12 protein-coding genes are annotated in these 16,222 nt (G+C 73.2%); 6 read left to right on the top strand and 6 right to left on the bottom strand.

What is annotated here, in order from left to right:
• Positions 1-6: 6 nt before the first annotated feature.
• Positions 7-2,088, bottom strand: a complete 2,082-nt coding sequence (pta, locus tag IF19_RS0105205) for a phosphate acetyltransferase (protein WP_030276050.1) — start codon at positions 2,086-2,088, stop codon at positions 7-9.
• A gap of 348 nt (positions 2,089-2,436) precedes the next feature.
• Here pta and IF19_RS0105200 point away from each other — a divergent pair, with 348 nt between their 5' ends.
• On the top strand, positions 2,437-3,462 hold the full coding sequence (locus IF19_RS0105200) for an ATP-dependent 6-phosphofructokinase (RefSeq protein WP_030118685.1): 1,026 nt from the start codon (positions 2,437-2,439) through the stop codon (positions 3,460-3,462).
• A 184-nt stretch (positions 3,463-3,646) separates the two neighbouring features.
• Here IF19_RS0105200 and IF19_RS0105195 read toward each other — a convergent pair whose 3' ends face one another.
• The 3 genes from IF19_RS0105195 to IF19_RS0105185 form a co-directional block, all read right to left on the bottom strand.
• Positions 3,647-4,351: a helix-turn-helix domain-containing protein gene (locus IF19_RS0105195; RefSeq protein WP_030118686.1), complete on the bottom strand. Its 705-nt coding sequence runs from the start codon at positions 4,349-4,351 to the stop codon at positions 3,647-3,649.
• Between the two features lie 191 nt (positions 4,352-4,542).
• Positions 4,543-5,217 (bottom strand): response regulator, encoded by a 675-nt coding sequence (locus tag IF19_RS0105190; protein ID WP_030118687.1) that lies wholly within the window; start codon positions 5,215-5,217, stop codon positions 4,543-4,545.
• Entirely contained in the window at positions 5,214-6,950 is a 1,737-nt protein-coding gene (locus IF19_RS0105185) for a sensor histidine kinase (protein WP_030122066.1), read from the bottom strand. Before IF19_RS0105185 ends, IF19_RS0105190 begins: the two co-directional genes overlap by 4 nt.
• A 158-nt stretch (positions 6,951-7,108) precedes the next feature.
• On the opposite strand from IF19_RS0105185, the gene IF19_RS0105180 reads away from it, so the two are divergent.
• The 5 genes from IF19_RS0105180 to IF19_RS0105160 all read left to right on the top strand — a co-directional run bounded on the left by IF19_RS0105180 (position 7,109) and on the right by IF19_RS0105160 (position 12,029).
• Positions 7,109-8,482 (top strand): cation:dicarboxylate symporter family transporter, encoded by a 1,374-nt coding sequence (locus IF19_RS0105180; protein WP_030118689.1) that lies wholly within the window; start codon positions 7,109-7,111, stop codon positions 8,480-8,482.
• Between the two features lie 340 nt (positions 8,483-8,822).
• A complete protein-coding gene (locus IF19_RS0105175) occupies positions 8,823-10,115 on the top strand; it encodes a DUF11 domain-containing protein (protein ID WP_030276053.1) in 1,293 nt (430 codons plus the stop codon).
• A 96-nt stretch (positions 10,116-10,211) separates the two neighbouring features.
• Positions 10,212-10,622 (top strand): MerR family transcriptional regulator, encoded by a 411-nt coding sequence (locus IF19_RS0105170; RefSeq protein WP_030118691.1) that lies wholly within the window; start codon positions 10,212-10,214, stop codon positions 10,620-10,622.
• Positions 10,619-10,960 (top strand): thioredoxin family protein, encoded by a 342-nt coding sequence (locus tag IF19_RS0105165; protein WP_030118692.1) that lies wholly within the window; start codon positions 10,619-10,621, stop codon positions 10,958-10,960. Before IF19_RS0105170 ends, IF19_RS0105165 begins: the two co-directional genes overlap by 4 nt.
• Positions 10,961-11,117: 157 nt before the next feature.
• A complete protein-coding gene (locus tag IF19_RS0105160) occupies positions 11,118-12,029 on the top strand; it encodes an NAD(P)-dependent oxidoreductase (protein ID WP_030118693.1) in 912 nt (303 codons plus the stop codon).
• 75 nt (positions 12,030-12,104) lie between these two features.
• On the opposite strand, the gene glgB is transcribed toward IF19_RS0105160, so the two are convergent.
• Both glgB and IF19_RS0105150 read right to left on the bottom strand, forming a co-directional pair.
• Entirely contained in the window at positions 12,105-14,561 is a 2,457-nt protein-coding gene (glgB, locus tag IF19_RS0105155) for a 1,4-alpha-glucan branching enzyme (protein WP_078580414.1), read from the bottom strand.
• Between the two features lie 93 nt (positions 14,562-14,654).
• Positions 14,655-16,076, bottom strand: coding sequence for a maltokinase N-terminal cap-like domain-containing protein (locus IF19_RS0105150; protein ID WP_030122062.1), 1,422 nt, complete (start codon positions 16,074-16,076; stop codon positions 14,655-14,657).
• Positions 16,077-16,222 lie beyond the last annotated feature (146 nt).

Below are 16,222 nucleotides of genomic sequence, written 5' to 3'. Positions count from 1 at the left end.
TCGTCGTCATGCGGGGCGCTCCTCGCCCTGGGCCTGGATCGCCGTGATGGCCACCGTGTTGACGATGTCCTGGACGAGCGCGCCGCGCGAGAGGTCGTTGACCGGCTTGCGCAGGCCCTGGAGGACCGGGCCGACCGCCACCGCGCCGGCCGAGCGCTGCACGGCCTTGTAGGTGTTGTTGCCGGTGTTCAGGTCCGGGAAGATCAGCACGGACGCCCGGCCCGCGACCTCCGAGTCCGGCAGCTTCGTCGCCGCGACGGTCGGCTCGACCGCCGCGTCGTACTGGATCGGCCCCTCCACCCGCAGGTCCGGCCGCTCGGCCCGCACCCGCTCGGTCGCCTCGCGCACCTTGTCGACGTCCGCGCCGGAGCCCGAGGTGCCGGTCGAGTACGACAGCATCGCCACCCGCGGCTCCACGCCGAAGCGGGCCGCGGTCGCCGCCGACTGCACCGCGATGTCCGCGAGCTGCTCGGCGTCCGGATCCGGGTTGACCGCGCAGTCGCCGTACACGAGGACCTTGTCGGCCAGGCACATGAAGAAGACCGACGAGACGATCGACGCGTCCGGCTTGGTCTTGATGATCTCGAAGGCCGGGCGGATCGTGGCGGCCGTGGAGTGCACCGATCCGGACACCATCCCGTCGGCGAGACCCTCCTGCACCATCAGCGTGCCGAAGTAGTTCACGTCCGCCACCACGTCGTACGCCAGCTCCACCGTCACCCCGCGGTGCGCGCGCAGCTCGGCGTACCGCTCAGCGAACGTCTGCCGCAGCTCCGAGGTGTGCGGGTCGATCAGCTGGGTCTGCGTCAGGTCCACGCCGAGGTCGGCGGCCTTCTTGCGGATCACGTCCACGTCGCCGAGGAGCGTGAGGTCGCAGACGTCCCGGCGCATCAGCACGTCGGCGGCGCGCAGCACCCGCTCCTCCGTGCCCTCCGGCAGCACCACGCGCTTGCGGTCGGACCGGGCCTGCTCCAGCAGCTCGTGCTCGAACATCATCGGCGTCACGCGTGCGCTGCGGGCCACCGAGATCCGCTCCAGCAGCGCCCCGGTGTCCACATGGCGTTCGAACAGGCCGAGCGCGGTCTCCGCCTTGCGGGGCGTCGCCGCGTTCAACTTGCCTTCGAGGGTGAAGAGTTCGGCCGCCGTGGGGAAGGAGCCGCCGGCCACCGACACCACCGGGGTCCCCGGTGCGAGCCGCGCGGCCAGGGTGAGTATCTCCTCGCCGGGCCGCTCGTCCAGGGTCAGCAGCACGCCCGCGATGGGCGGGGTGCCCGCGCTGTGCGCGGCCAGCGACCCCACCACCAGGTCGGCCCGGTCGCCGGGGGTGACCACCAGACAGCCGGGCGTCAGCGCGTTCAGCAGGTTGGGCAGCATCGCCCCGCCGAACACGAAGTCCAGCGCGTCCCGCGCGAGCCCCGAGTCGTCGCCGAGCAGCACCGTGCCGTCCAGCGCGGCGGTGATCTGGGCGACCGTGGGGGCCGAGAGCGCCGGATCGTCCGGCAGGACGGAGACGGGCACCGGCAGCCGGGCCGCGAGCCGCTCCGCTATCGCCGCCCGGTCCTCGGCGGCGACCCGGTTCACCACCATGGCGAGCACGTCGCAGCCGAGCCCGGCGTAGGCGCGGTAGGCGTTGCGGGTCTCGGCGCGGACGGACTCCGCGTTCTGGCCCTTGCCGCCGACCACCCCGATCACGGAGGCGCCGAGCTCGTTGGCCAGCCGGGCGTTCAGGGCAAGCTCGTCGGGGAGCTGGGTGGCGGCGAAGTCGCTGCCGAGGACGAGGACCGCCTCGTACTCCCGGGCCACCCGGTGGAAGCGTTCGACGAGCTGCGAGACCAGCTCGTCGGTGCCCTTCTCGGCCTGTACGGCGGACGCCTCGTGGTAGTCCAGGCCGTAGACGGAGGCGGGGCTCTGGGAGAGCCGGTAGCGGGCCCGCAGCAGTTCGTAGAGCCGGTCGGGCCCGTCGTGGACCAGCGGGCGGAAGACCCCGACCCGGTCCACCTGACGCGTCAGAAGCTCCATGACTCCCAGCTCGACGACCTGGCGGCCGTCCCCCCGCTCGATCCCGGTCACGTACACGCTCCGCGCCACGCGTGCTCTCCCGTCCGTGTTTCGGCGCCGCACCCCGCAGCACGCCGGGCGTCCGGACGGGGTGGAGCCCCCGTGCCCGCCCGTGCTCCGCCGGGTACGGCATTGGCCTGCATCGACTCTTGACGATACCTGCGGGGGCCGCTAGACCGCCCGCCGGAGAGGGTGCCCCCCACCCGCCCGGGAAACCCGCTGAGCGGCCCCGTACCCCTCCTGCACCGTCACGGCCCGGACCGCCCGAAAGCGCGGCTCCCGTGCCGGGCATGGGACACTCGTCCTGGTTCAGGGCACGGGGGCCGCCACGGTCGGCCTCCCGGAAAAGCGCGACTAGCGAGCAGGAGACACACCTCGATGCGCATCGGAATTCTCACCGCGGGCGGCGACTGCCCCGGCCTGAACGCAGTGATCCGGTCGGTCGTCCACCGGGCCGTCGTGGGTCACGGCGACGAGGTCATCGGCTTCGAGGACGGCTTCAAGGGGCTGCTCGACGGCCACTACCGCCCCCTCGACCTCAACGCGGTGAGCGGCATCCTCGCCCGCGGCGGCACCATCCTCGGCTCGGCCCGGCTGGAGCGCGACCGGCTGCGCGAGGCCGCGGAGAACTGCGCGGAGCTGTCCCGCCGCTACGGCATCGACGCGCTCATCCCGATCGGCGGCGAGGGCACGCTGACCGCGGCCCGAATGCTCTCCGACGCGGGCATGCCGGTCGTCGGCGTCCCGAAGACCATCGACAACGACATCTCCTCCACCGACCGCACGTTCGGATTCGACACGGCGGTGGGCGTCGCGACCGAGGCCATAGACCGTCTGAAGACCACCGCCGAGTCGCACCAGCGCGTGATGGTCGTCGAGGTCATGGGCCGGCACGCCGGATGGATCGCGCTGGAGTCCGGGATGGCCGGCGGCGCCCACGGAATCTGCCTTCCCGAGCGGCCCTTCCAGGTCGACGACCTGGTCAAGATGGTCGAGGAGCGGTTCTCGCGCGGCAAGAAGTTCGCCGTCATCTGCGTCGCCGAGGGCGCGCACCCGGCCGAGGGCTCCATGCCGTACGCCAAGGGCGAGATCGACCAGTACGGCCACGAGCGCTTCCAGGGCATCGGCAACCGGCTCGCCATCGAGCTGGAGACCCGGCTCGGCAAGGAGGCCCGACCGGTCATTCTCGGCCACGTTCAGCGCGGCGGCACCCCGACCGCGTACGACCGGGTGCTCGCCACCCGCTTCGGCTGGCACGCCGTGGAGGCCGTCCACCGCGGCGACTTCGGCCGGATGACCGCCCTGCGCGGCACCGACATCGCCATGGTCCCGCTCGCCGAGGCCGTCACCCAGCTGAAGCGGGTGCCCGCCGAGCGGATGTACGAGGCCGAGTCGGTCTTCTAGTGACTGTTCCCCGGGCCGACTGACCGGCCGGCTGACCGACCGGCTGACCGGCTGACCGGTCGGCTGACCGGCGGCCGACCGGCCAGGCTCGGCTAGGGGCCGCGCGGACAGGACCGGGCACGACGGGACTCGCACGCGCGGCCGGTCCGGGACCGCACGGGCCGCACGGGCGGCCCGTGCGGAGTCACACCCCGGCGGTCCGCCAGAACTGCTCGACCACCCGGGACAGGAACGCCCGGCCCGCGTCGCCCGTCGATCCGGAGCGCTCCTGCCCCGTGCTGCTCCAGCTCAGCGTGGAGACCATCAGGGCCTGGTAGTCGGTGTGCAACTGCTCCAGCACGTCCTGGACCCGGGCCCGGTCCATCGGGACGACCTTGGCGACCGGGCGGACGTACGCCTGCCAGCGCGTGGTGACCGCGCTGTTCAGCAGGTCCGCCAGCTCCGCGTCCCGGCCGGTCGCGGTCAGGAACTGCGCCGCCGTCAGCCCCAGCGCCCGGCACAGCGCCGCCGACTGCTTCTCGTTGCCCCGCCAGCGCCCCGACTCCTCCATCCGCAGATACGAGGCGCCGGTCATCCCGAGCTGCCGGGCCAGGTCGTCCACCGTCAGCTCCCGGGCCAGCCGGTGCTCGCGCAGCGTGGTGGCGGCGGCCAGCAGTTCGCCCGGGGCGCACCACAGGACACCGGCCAGGGCCGTCAGCTCGCGCTCGGCCGGGATCGCGGCGCCGCGCTCCCAGGCGATGACCGTCTCGGCGCTGATCCGGAGTCCGTACTGGGCGGCGAGCCCGTAGGCGACATGGCCGGGAGCCATCCCCAGTGCCTCGCGGAGACGGCGCGCGGCGGGGGCGTTGAAGGGCGGGGTGGGGTGCACGCGCCCACCGTAGAAGTCCATTTCCGTCCTGGCTACGGTACGTTCCGCACAGTTCACGCTTCGTAGGAACCTCTGAGCGCGAACCGCGCGGCCGGTACGGTAACCCCGCCCCACCAGCGCTTTCTTTCGCGCCTTCGCAGAACCTTCACGAGCGTGTCCGATCAGCGAAAACCGACCGGCAAGCGCTTGTCGGCCCGTCGGCCGTCCTCCGGTCAGCGCCCGGAGGCCAGCCAGCGGTAATGCAGTTCCGGTCTGCCGACCTGTCCGTAATGCGGACGCCTCGCGGCGCTGCCGACGGCCACCAGATGCTCCAGATACCGCCGGGCGGTGATCCGCGACATGCCCAGCAGCTCCCCGGCGGCCGCCGCCGTCACCCCTTCCGGGGCCTCCTTCAGCACCCGGGTCACCGCCTCCAGCGTCGGCGCGCTCAGCCCCTTGGGCAGCGCGGCCGGCTCCGCGACCCGCAGCGCGCCCAGCGCCCGGTCCACCTCCTCCTGGCCGCTCGCCTCCCCGGCGACCCCCCGGAACTCCGCGTACCGCACCAGCCGGTCCCGCAGCGTGGGGTACGTGAACGGCTTCAGCACGTACTGCACGACGCCGAGCGACACCCCCTCGCGCACCACCGTCAGATCCCGCGCCGAGGTCACCGCGATCACGTCGGCCCCGTGGCCGGAGGCGCGCAGGGAGCGCAGCAGCCCGAGCCCGTGCCCGTCGGGCAGATAGAGGTCGAGCAGCAGCAGGTCGACCGGGGTCCGCTCCAGCGCCCGCACCGCCGCCGCCCGGGTGTGCGCCACCGCCGTCACCGTGAAGCCCTCCACCCGCTCCACGTACATCTGGTGGGCGTCGGCCGCCACCGGATCGTCCTCCACCACCAGCACCCGGATCATGCCGTCACCCCCTCGGACGTCTTCCCGCTCCCGGACCCGGGCCCTCTTCCCGGCCCCGCCCCGCTCTCCGGCCGGATCCCCGCCGTACGCTCCCCGAGCGGCAGCCGTACGGTGAACCGCGCGCCGCCGTCCGGACCCGCGTCCAGCTCCACGGTGCCCCCGTTGCGGTGCGCCGCCTGCCGCACCAGCGCCAGGCCGAGGCCGCGCCCCGCCCCGTGCGTCGACCAGCCGCGCCGGAACACCTCGTCCGCCGCCTCCGGGCCGATGCCCGCGCCGTTGTCCGCCACCCGCAGCAGCAGCTCCCGCTCGTCCGCCAGCGCCGTCACCGTCACCCGCGCCCGGCCCGCCGCGCCCCCGGCCGCCCGGGGCGCGGGCACCGCCGCCCCCTCGTCCCCTTCGAAGCCCTCCGACACGGCGTCCACCGCGTTGTCGATCAGGTTCCCCAGGATCGTCACCAGGTCCCGGTGGGCGAGCGACGGCGGCAGCGCGCCGTCGTCGATCAGGCTGTCCTCCGCCAGGACCAGCTCCACGCCCCGCTCGTTGGCCTGGGCCGCCTTGCCGAGCAGCAGGGCCGCCAGCACCGGCTCCTCCACCGCCCCCACCACCCGGTCGGTCAGCACCTGCGCCAGCTCAAGCTCCGCCGTCGCGAACTCCACGGCCTCCTCCACCCGGCCCAGCTCGATCAGCGAGACCACCGTGTGCAGCCGGTTCGCCGCCTCGTGCGCCTGCGAGCGCAGCGCCTGCGTGAACCCGCGCTCGGAGTCCAGCTCGCCGGAGAGCGCCTGCAGCTCGGTGTGGTCCCGCAGGGTCACCACCGTGCCCCGCCGCTCACCGCCCACCACCGGACGGGTGTTGACCACGACCACCCGCTCCGCCGTCAGGTGCAGCTCGTCCACCCGCGCCTCCGACGCCAGCAGCGCCCCGGTCAGCGGCGCGGGCAGCGCCAGCTCGTCGACCGTGCGGCCGACCGCCTCCGCCTCGGGCCCGAGCCCCAGCAGCTCCCGCCCGGCGTCGTTGATCAGCGCGATCCGCCGCCGCCCGTCCAGCATCAGCAGCCCCTCGCGCACCGCGTGCAGCGTCGCCTGGTGGTAGTCGTGCAGCCGGCTCAGCTCGGCCGCGTTCATCCCGTGGGTGTGCCGCCGCAGCCGGGCGTTGACCACGTACGTACCGATCCCGCCGAGGGCCAGCGCCCCGCCCGCCGCCATGGCGAGGGCGCCGAGCTGCTCCCGTACCTGCGAGGAGACCCGGTCCACCGTGATGCCCGCGCTGACCAGGCCGACGATCCTCCCCTCGTCGAGGATCGGGGTCACCACCCGTATCGAGGGGCCGAGCGTGCCGGTGTACGTCTCGGTGAAGGTCTCCCCGCGCAGGGCCCTCGCGGTGTTGCCGAGGAAGGTGTCCCCGATCTGGCGGGTGTCCGGATGCGTCCAGCGCACCCGCCGCGGGTCCATGATCGTGACGAAGGCGATCCCGGTGTCCTCGCGCACCCGCTCCGCGTACGGCTGGAGTACGGCCGACGGGTCCGGGGTACGGATCGCCTCGCGTACGGAGGGGGAATCGGCCACCGCCAGGGCGGCCACCCGCACCTGCCGCTCGGCCGTCTCCTCGGCCTGCGCGCTGCCGGAGACGTACGCGAACACGGCGCATCCGGCCACCACGGCGGCGATCAGCACGACCTGCATGGCGAAGAGCTGGCCCGCCAGGCTCCGGGGGCGGGTACGGGGGAGGCGCATACCCCACAGTCTGCCTGGCCCGGCCGGACCCTCTCCGAATGGCCGGAAAACGACCGTGAACGATATGAACGCAAGGGTGACCGGGGTCACAGGGCGGTGGATAGTCACCGAAGCCCCCAGGGACGGGGGCGACCGTGACCGAGCCGAGGAGCCCCACCATGGCTGTGACAGCCAAACGACGGGACCGCACCCACTACCTGTACATCGCCGTGATCGCCGCCGTGGCGCTCGGCATCCTGGTGGGCTTCGTGGCCCCCGGGGTGGCCGTCGAGCTGAAGCCCATCGGCACCGGTTTCGTGAACCTGATCAAGATGATGATCTCGCCGATCATCTTCTGCACGATCGTGCTGGGCGTCGGCTCGGTCCGCAAGGCCGCCAAGGTCGGCGCGGTCGGCGGTCTGGCGCTGGGCTACTTCCTGGTCATGTCGACCGTTGCCCTCGCCATCGGCCTGCTCGTCGGCAACTTCCTGGAGCCCGGCTCCACCCTCCACATCACCGAGGCCGCCCGCGAGGCGGGCGCGAAGCAGGCCGGAGACGCCGGCGAGTCCACCGCGGACTTCCTGCTGGGCATCATCCCGACCACGATCGTCTCCGCCTTCACCGAGGGCGAGGTCCTCCAGACCCTCCTCGTGGCGCTCCTCGCGGGCTTCGCGCTCCAGGCGATGGGGAAGACGGGCGAGCCGATCCTCCGGGGCATCACCCACATCCAGCGCCTGGTGTTCCGCATCCTCGCCATGATCATGTGGGCCGCCCCGGTCGGCGCGTTCGGCGCGATCGCCGCGGTGGTGGGCGAGACCGGCCTCGACGCCCTGAAGTCCCTGGCGATCATCATGATCGGCTTCTACGTCACCTGCGCGCTGTTCGTCTTCGTGGTGCTCGGCGCGATCCTGCGCCTGGTCGCCGGGGTGAACCTGTTCGCGCTGCTGAAGTACCTGGGCCGCGAGTTCCTGCTGATCCTCTCCACCTCCTCGTCCGAGTCGGCGCTGCCCCGGCTCATCGCGAAGATGGAGCACATGGGCGTGAGCAAGCCCGTCGTCGGCATCACCGTGCCGACCGGCTACTCGTTCAACCTCGACGGCACCGCGATCTACCTCACGATGTCCTCGCTCTTCATCGCCAACGCGATGGGCGACCCGCTGAGCGCGGGCGAGCAGATCTCGCTGCTGGTCTTCATGGTCATCGCCTCGAAGGGCGCGGCCGGTGTGACCGGCGCGGGCCTGGCGACGCTGGCCGGCGGCCTCCAGTCGCACCGCCCCGAACTCGTCGACGGCGTCGGCCTGATCGTCGGCATCGACCGCTTCATGAGCGAGGCCCGCGCCCTGACCAACTTCGCGGGCAACGCGGTCGCCACGGTCCTGGTCGGCCACTGGACCAAGGAGATCGACAAGGAGCGGGTGGGCGAGGTGCTGGCCGGCCGGATCCCGTTCGACGAGAAGACTTTGCTGGACGACGGCCACGGCCCGTCCCCTGCCGAAGCCGACGAGGTCCCCGAGCAGCGGGAGGCCGCGGCCGGGCAGCCCGCCAAGGTCTGACCGGCACCGCCATCGCGCCACGGGCCGCTCCCGGGCGACGAACTCCGGCCGCCGCGGTCTCCCCGGACCACGGCGCCGACCCGGCCGCGGCGGCTCCCCGGCCGCCGCGGCACCCCCCACCAAGGACACCCGTACCTCCTGGTACGGGTGTCCTTGCGTACGGAGGAGACGCCGCCGCGTTCGGTGGTGTCCGGCATCGGGCGGTCGTGTCCGATTCCGGTCGTTCATGTCCGTGTTCTGTCACGACGGGATCGAAACGCACAACCCTCCTTCACCCGCTCCTGTCTTGAGGGGTGAAGGACCGCAGTCCGATCACGAGCCCCACGACCGAAGGACTTCCATGCGCATCCCCCCTTCCCGCAGCCGTACCGTGCGCGGTGGGACCGCCGCCGTGGCCGCCGCAGCGCTGGTGGCGCTGGGCGCCGTGCCGGCGCTCGCCGACGAGACGGAGCCGGACCTCGGCGTCGGAAAGATCGCCCCGGTCGAGGGGGTGCAGCCCGGCAGTTCGTTCTCGACCCCGCTCACCTTCCTCAACAAGGGGACGGCCGAGGTGCCCGCGGTCTGGGTGACGTACGCCGTGTCGCCCGGCCTCAAGGCGGACGAGACGCACAAGAACTGCGCCTACTACACCGTCCCCTCGCACGACGAGATGCCCGAGTCGCACGTCGCCTCCTGCAAGATCGAACAGCCCCTCAAGCCGGGCGTCGTCTACGGCACGTCGAAGCCCGTCTCCGTCAAAGCGCTCGACTCCGCGTTCCGCGACGACCTGCGGGTGACGATCGGCACCGAGGAGCCCGACCCGGGTGACGGCGGCGCCGGCGAGCCCGTGCCGGGGACCGGCGACCCGCTCACCCTCGACGAGAAGGCTCCGGCCACCGACGCGGACCGCCAGAACCACCCGGAGCCGGTCGCCGAGGCCGAGGTGCACGCCGCCAACACCGCCGACTTCGCCCTGACCGGCGCCGAGGCCACGGGCAAGGTGGGCGACAAGGTCACCGCCGAGGTCACGTTCGCCAACAAGGGCCCCGCCCGGGTACAGGGCGACCGCGACGAGAGCGTCACCACCGTCGACGTCCGCATCCCCGAGGGCACGTCCGTCGTCAAGGCGCACGGCTACTGCGACAAGGTCACCAAGACCCACTACCGCTGCGGCACCTCCCAGTCCTGGGTCGACGTGAACGGCGGCGAGACGTACCCCTTCGTCCTGCGCGTCGACAAGGCGGTCGGCCGCACCACCGGCGAGGTCACCTTCACCGGCCAGGAACGCCCCTTCGACCGGAACGCGGCCAACGACACCGCGCAGATCGTCATCGAGACGGGCAAGGCCGAGAGCGCCTCCGGCTCGACCGGCTCGACCGGCTCGACCGGCGGTACGGGCGGCTCCTCGTCCACCGGCGGCTCGGGCTCCACCGGCTCCACGACCACCGGCGGCTCCGGCACCACCGGCACCTCCGGCACCACGGGCTCCTCGTCCACCGGCGGCGCGGCCCCGCAGACGGGGACCGGCGGGAGCCTCGCCGCGACCGGCGCCGACACCGGCCTTCCCCTGGCGGGCATGGCGGCCGCCGCCGTGGCCGCGGGCGGCGGCATCGTCTGGGCGGTCCGCCGCCGCTCCGCCACCCGGCAGGGCTGACACCACGCTCCTGACGCCGACGTCAGCTCCCGTGCGTCAACGCACGTGCGTCGCCGCCCTTGCGTTGACGTCGGCGTCAAGGAATACGTTCCTCCCATGCGAATCGGGGAGCTGGCCCGCCGGGCCGGAACGACGACGCGGACGCTCCGCTACTACGAGTCGCGCGGGCTGCTGCCCGCGCGGCGCGCGGAGAACGGCTACCGCAGCTACGACGAGGGCGACCTGCGCCTCCTCCAGCAGATCCGGACCCTGCAGGACTTCGGCTTCGACCTGGAGGAGACCAGGCCCTTCGTCGACTGCCTGCGCGCGGGCCATCCGGCCGGTGACGCCTGCCCCGCCTCGCTCGCCGTCTACCGGCGCAAACTCGACGAGCTGGACGCGCTGATCGCTCAGCTCGCGTCCGTACGCGCCGAGGTCGGCGCCCAGCTCGCCCGAGCCGAACTGGAGGCGTCGGCCGACCTGCCCGGTGGCCCGCCGCCCCGCTGCGAACTGGGAGGACCGACATGATCCGGACCGAGACCGTCACCGATGTCACCGAGGAGACCTTCGACGCCGAGGTCCTGGGAGCCGCGCTGCCCGTCCTGGTGAAGTTCACCGCCGACTGGTGCGCCCCCTGCCGCCAACTCACCCCTGTCCTGCGGGAGATCGCCGAGGAGGAGGCCGGCCGGCTCAGGGTCGTCCAGGTCGACGTGGACCGCCAGTCGCCGATCTCCGTCCGGTACGGGGTGCTGGCCACGCCCACCCTGATGGTCTTCCGGGCGGGCGAGCCGGTGGCGTCGATCGTCGGGGCACGGCCGAAGCGCAAACTGCTCCAGGAACTCGCGGACGTCCTCGACCGCACCTGACGGGCCGCGGCGGCCCCGGTCCCGGCCGGGGTGGCGGGGGCACGCAGACGCGTTCCGGCCGGTGCACCCCGCCGACCTGCATCCTTTCCCGAAAGTGCGTATCTGACAGTCAAGTGGGTTCTGGTCAGGCCCGGTTCGCCCGCACAGCATGGTGCCCATGACGCACGTGAACACGACCGCTGAATCCACCGCCACTGCCACCCCCACCCCCGTCACCGTCCTCGGCCTCGGTGACATGGGCCGCTCCCTGGCCCGCGCCTTCCTGGCCGCCGGCCACCCCACCACCGTCTGGAACCGCTCGCCCGAGAAGGGGGAGGACGTCGTCGCGCTGGGCGGGGTGCGGGCCGCCTCCGCCGAGGAGGCCGTCCTGGCGAGCGGCCTCGTGGTGGTCTGCCTCGTCGACTACGACGCGTCCGACGCGGTCCTGGAACCGCTGGCCGGAGCGCTGGAGGGGCGGGTCCTGGTCAACCTCACCTCCGACACCCCGGCGCGGGCGCGCCGGGCCGCCGCCTGGGCGGAGAAGCACTCGCTCGCCTACCTGGACGGTGCGATCATGGTGCCGGTCGACGTGGTCGGCTCGGCGGACGCCCTGGTCTTCCACGCCGGCGACCGGGCCGCGTTCGCGGCGTACGAGCCGGTCCTCAAGGCGCTCGGCGCCCCGGCCACCTACCTCGGCGAGGACCACGGCCTCGCCGCCGCCTACGACATGGCGGTGCTGGACTTCTTCTACGGGGCCATGGGCGGCCTGGTCCACGCCTTCGCCCTGGCCCGCGCCGAAGGCATCGACGGCGCGTCCCTCGCCCCGTACCTGACCACGATCGCGAACATCCTGCCGCCGATCGCGGCCTACACCGCCACCGACATCGATTCCCGTACGTACACGGGGGAGGGCGCGAACCTCACGATGATGGCGGCCAGCGTCGACCACATCCTGCACACCGCGAAGGACCGGGGCCTGGACGTCTCGCAGCTGGCGGGACTCAAGTCCGTCACCGACCGGGCCATCGCCCGGGGCCACGGCCCCGAGTCCTGGTCCAGCATCGTCGAGGTGATCGCCGCCGGTCGCTGACGCGCCACGACGGCCCGGGGCCCGCACCACGTCGCCGTCGACGCGGTACGGGCCCCGGGCCCTTCCGTACGGGTGCTACGCCGGGCGCAGCCACACGGTCGCCAGCGGCGGCAGGGTCAGCGAGATGCTCGACGGGCGGCCGTGCGCGGGCGCCGCCTCCGCCTTCACCGGCTCCTCGTTGCGCACGTCACCGCCGCCGTACCGGGCCGCGTCGGTGTTCAGGACCTCCACCCAGCCCTCCGCGCCGGTCTCCGGCACGCCGAGGCGGTAGTCGGTGCGGACCGCCGGGGAGAAGTGCGAGACCGCGAGCAGCGGGGAGCCGTCCGCGTCGTAGCGGAGGAACGCGAACACGTTGTCCTCGGCCGCGCCGCCGTCCACCCAGCTGAACCCCTCGGGCGAGGTGTCCCGCTGCCACAGCGCGGGCACCGCCCCGTACACCGCGTTCAGGTCGCCCACCAGGGTCCGCACCCCGCGGTGGTCGCCGGAGGCGTCGTAGGCCGGGTCCAGCAGCCACCAGTCCGGGCCGTGCCCCTCCGACCACTCCGCTCCCTGCGCGAACTCCTGTCCCATGAAGAGGAGTTGCTTGCCGGGATGGGCCCACATGAAGCCCAGGTAGGCGCGGTGGTTGGCGCGCTGCTGCCACCAGTCGCCCGGCATCTTCGCCACCAGCGCCTGCTTGCCGTGCACCACCTCGTCGTGCGAGATCGGCAGCACGTAGTTCTCGCTGTAGGCGTACACCATCGAGAACGTCATCTCGTTGTGGTGGTACTTGCGGTGGACCGGCTCCTTCGCGATGTACTGGAGGGAGTCGTGCATCCAGCCCATGTTCCACTTCAGCCCGAAGCCGAGACCCCCGCTGTCGGTGGGGCGGGTGACGCCGTCCCAGGCGGTGGACTCCTCGGCGATGGTGACGACGCCCGGATTGCGGCGGTAGACGGTCGCGTTCATCTCCTGGAGGAAGGCGACCGCGTCCAGGTTCTCCCGCCCGCCGAACTCGTTGGGCGACCATTGGCCGTCCTCGCGCGAGTAGTCGAGGTAGAGCATCGAGGCCACCGCGTCGACCCGGAGCCCGTCGATGTGGAACTCCTCGCACCAGTAGGTGGCGTTGGCGACCAGGAAGTTCCGGACCTCGGTGCGGCCGTAGTCGAACTCCAGCGTGCCCCAGTCCGGGTGCGCCGCCCGCCGGGGGTCGGCCGGCTCGTACAGCGGGCGTCCGTCGAACTCCGCCAACGCCCAGTCATCGCGCGGGAAATGGGCCGGAACCCAGTCCATGATGACGCCGATCCCCGCCCGGTGCAGCGCGTCCACCAGGAAGCGGAAGTCGTCCGGGGTGCCCATCCGCGAGGTCGGCGCGTAGAACCCGGTGACCTGGTAGCCCCACGACCCACCGAAGGGGTGCTCGGCGACCGGCATCAGCTCGACGTGCGTGAAGCCCAGGTCCTTGACGTACGCCGGGAGCTGCTCAGCGAGTTGACGGTACGTCAGCCCCGGGCGCCACGAGGCGAGATGGATCTCGTACACCGAGAACGGGGCCTCGTGGACCGGGCGGTCGCCCCGGTGCGCCATCCAGTCCGCGTCCTGCCACTCGTGGTGCGGGGCGGTGACGATCGACGCGGTCGAGGGCGGCACCTCGGTGCGGCGGGCCATCGGGTCGGCGCGGACCGTGTGCGAACCGTCCGGGCGGCAGATGTCGTACTTGTACAGCGCGCCCTCGCCGACCCCGGGCAGGAACAGCTCCCACACCCCGGTCGAGCCCAGCGAACGCATCGGGGTGCCCGTGCCGTCCCAGTACGTGAAGTCGCCGGTGACCCGCACACCGCGCGCGTTCGGCGCCCACACGGTGAACCGGGTCCCGGCCACGCCCTGGTGGACCATCGGCTGCGCCCCGAGCGCCCGCCACAGCTCCTCGTGTCGGCCCTCGCCGATCAGATGCAGGTCCAGCTCGCCGATGGCGGGCCAGAAGCGGTACGGGTCGTCGATCTCGATGGTGTCGTCCTCGTACCGCACCTCCAGCCGGTACTCCGGGACCTCCGGCACGGGCAGCACGCCGGAGAAGAAGCCGTCGCCGTCGTCGTGCAGCTCGGTCCGCGACCCGGTCGCCAGCACGGTGACGGAGCGGGCGTACGGGCGCAGCGCCCGCACCAGCACGCCGCCCGGGATCGGGTGCGCGCCCAGCACGTCGTGCGGGGCGTGGTGGTCGCCGGCCAGCAGCCGGCCGCGGTCGGCGGTGTCGAGGGCGGGCGCCGGGCGGGCCCCCTGCCCCTCGGCGGCCTGCCGGGGGCGCGGCGGCACCGCCTCCGCCCGCGTGGTCCGGGCGCGCTTGGCGGGCGCGGGCTTGGTGGCGGTCGTGGTGGCCGAGGGCGTCGGGGCCGCCGACGCCGAGGCGGCCGCGTCGGCCGTGGTCTCGGCCGGGGCGGCGGCGGGCGCGGCGGGCGTCGCGGCGGACGGCTCCGCCGGGGCCTCCACGGGGAGCTCGACCGGGATCTCGGCGCTCTTGCGGGATGCCTTGCGGGACGGCTTGCGGGCGGTCACGGGGACTGCCTCCTCGGAGGGTGAAGGGGAAAGCGGGGGTGGAGAGGGGGAGCGGGGGTGGAGAGGGAGGATCGGGGAAGAGGGCGGTGCCGCTCAGGCGGCGGCGGACCGGGCCAGCCGTTGGATGGCCGCCATCGGGACCGGCAGCCAGTCGGGCCGGTGCCGGGCCTCGTACAGCACCTCGTACACGGCCTTGTCCGTCTCGTGGGCGCGCAGCAGCTCCGGTTCGCCGCGCGGATCGGAGCCCGACGCCTGGGCGTAGCCCTCGCAGTAGGCGGCACGGCAGCGGGCCGCCCACTCCGGATTCCAGGGGCGGTGCGAGCGGGCCGCGTAGTCGAACGACCGCAGCATGCCCGCCACATCGCGCGCCGGGGGCGCGGGGCTGCGGCGCTCGGGCAGCGGGCGGGCCGGCTCGCCCTCGAAGTCGATCAGCGACCAGAACCCGTCGGGGGAGCGCAGCGTCTGTCCGAGGTGGAGGTCACCGTGCACCCGCTGCTGGGCCCAGCCGCTGCCCCGTACGCCGAGATCGGTCACCGCGTCGAACGCGGCGCGCAGTCCGGGGACGTACGGCACCAGGGCCGGGACCGCGCGGGCCGCCTCCTCCAGCCGCCGGGTCATCCCGGCGACGAGCTGCCGGGTCTGGGTGCCGCGCAGCGCCGGGGTGGGCAGCGCGGCGGCGAGCGCCGTGTGCACCTCGGCGGTGGCCCGGCCCAGCGCCAGCGCCTCGGGCAGGAAGTCGCGCCCCGCCGCCAGCGCGGCCAGGGCGAGCCGCCACCCGTCGCGGGCCCCGTGCAGGAACGGCTGGAGCACGCCCAGGGTGAGCGGTCCGGCGCCCGGCGCCTCGAACCAGGCGACGGGGGCCGGCACCCGGTCGCACCCCTCGCGGGCCAGGGCGAGCGGCAGTTCCAGGTCCGGGTTGGCGCCCGGGAAGACGCGTCGGAAGATCTTGAGGATGTACGCGTCCCCGTAGACCAGCGAGGAGTTGGACTGTTCGGCGTCCAGCACCCGGGGGGCGAGCCCCTCCGGAACCGGGGCGGTCCGCTCGAACCGCAGCGAGCCGAGGGCGCCGGGTCTGCGGAGACGTTCCAGCAGCAGATCGGCCAGCCGCGGATCGTGCAGCGCGTCGTAGACGGTCCGGCCGGCGAGCGGGCCCCGCTCCACCCGGCCGATCAGCGCGCTCGCGAGCGTCGGCGGCATGGACGCCCGTACGCCGACGAGGAGTTGGTAGCAGTCCTCGGCCGGGCCGCTGTCCCCGGAGGGCTGCTCGGCCCGCACCAGCAGGTGCAGGAGGCCGGGGCCCGCCGTGCCGTCCAGCGGCAGCATCTCGGTGGCCGAGACCAGGGAGAAGCCGGTGACCGGCCGTCCCTTTCCGGCGAACCACCGCTGCCGGGGCAGCCAGGAGTGGAGCAGGGGGACGAGGGACGGGAGGAGTTCCCCGTCCACCGTCCCGCGGTTCGTTGCGCTGTTCCTCGTGTTCTTCGCCAGGGCGACGTGACTGGATGCAGCCTCCGACATGGCATCGCGTCCTTTCCCCGGGCACACCACAGGATGCGAAGAGTGTCCCGGATTGCGGCAATGGCTGTCCGGCTGTGCGGGACGTGTCGGGAGAGGATGGTCCGTACGGACTCGAACGGCGGAACCGTGACGACTCGAAGGCCCTT

It is taken from the genome of Streptomyces californicus, assembly GCF_000717645.1.
Lineage (GTDB): Bacteria > Actinomycetota > Actinomycetes > Streptomycetales > Streptomycetaceae > Streptomyces > Streptomyces californicus.
Note: the sequence above shows the minus strand (reverse complement) of the source record. Positions and strands in the feature narration are given on the sequence as shown.

What these genes read in the sequence shown, in the direction of transcription:
- IF19_RS0105200 (WP_030118685.1), top strand. Translation starts at nt 2,437, where the DNA reads ATGCGCATCGGAATTCTCACCGCGGGCGGCGACTGCCCCGGCCTGAAC.
- IF19_RS0105195 (WP_030118686.1), bottom strand. Translation starts at nt 4,351, where the DNA reads ATGGACTTCTACGGTGGGCGCGTGCACCCCACCCCGCCCTTCAACGCC.
- IF19_RS0105190 (WP_030118687.1), bottom strand. Translation starts at nt 5,217, where the DNA reads ATGATCCGGGTGCTGGTGGTGGAGGACGATCCGGTGGCGGCCGACGCC.
- IF19_RS0105185 (WP_030122066.1), bottom strand. Translation starts at nt 6,950, where the DNA reads ATGCGCCTCCCCCGTACCCGCCCCCGGAGCCTGGCGGGCCAGCTCTTC.
- IF19_RS0105180 (WP_030118689.1), top strand. Translation starts at nt 7,109, where the DNA reads ATGGCTGTGACAGCCAAACGACGGGACCGCACCCACTACCTGTACATC.
- IF19_RS0105175 (WP_030276053.1), top strand. Translation starts at nt 8,823, where the DNA reads ATGCGCATCCCCCCTTCCCGCAGCCGTACCGTGCGCGGTGGGACCGCC.
- IF19_RS0105170 (WP_030118691.1), top strand. Translation starts at nt 10,212, where the DNA reads ATGCGAATCGGGGAGCTGGCCCGCCGGGCCGGAACGACGACGCGGACG.
- IF19_RS0105165 (WP_030118692.1), top strand. Translation starts at nt 10,619, where the DNA reads ATGATCCGGACCGAGACCGTCACCGATGTCACCGAGGAGACCTTCGAC.
- IF19_RS0105160 (WP_030118693.1), top strand. Translation starts at nt 11,118, where the DNA reads ATGACGCACGTGAACACGACCGCTGAATCCACCGCCACTGCCACCCCC.
- IF19_RS0105150 (WP_030122062.1), bottom strand. Translation starts at nt 16,076, where the DNA reads ATGTCGGAGGCTGCATCCAGTCACGTCGCCCTGGCGAAGAACACGAGG.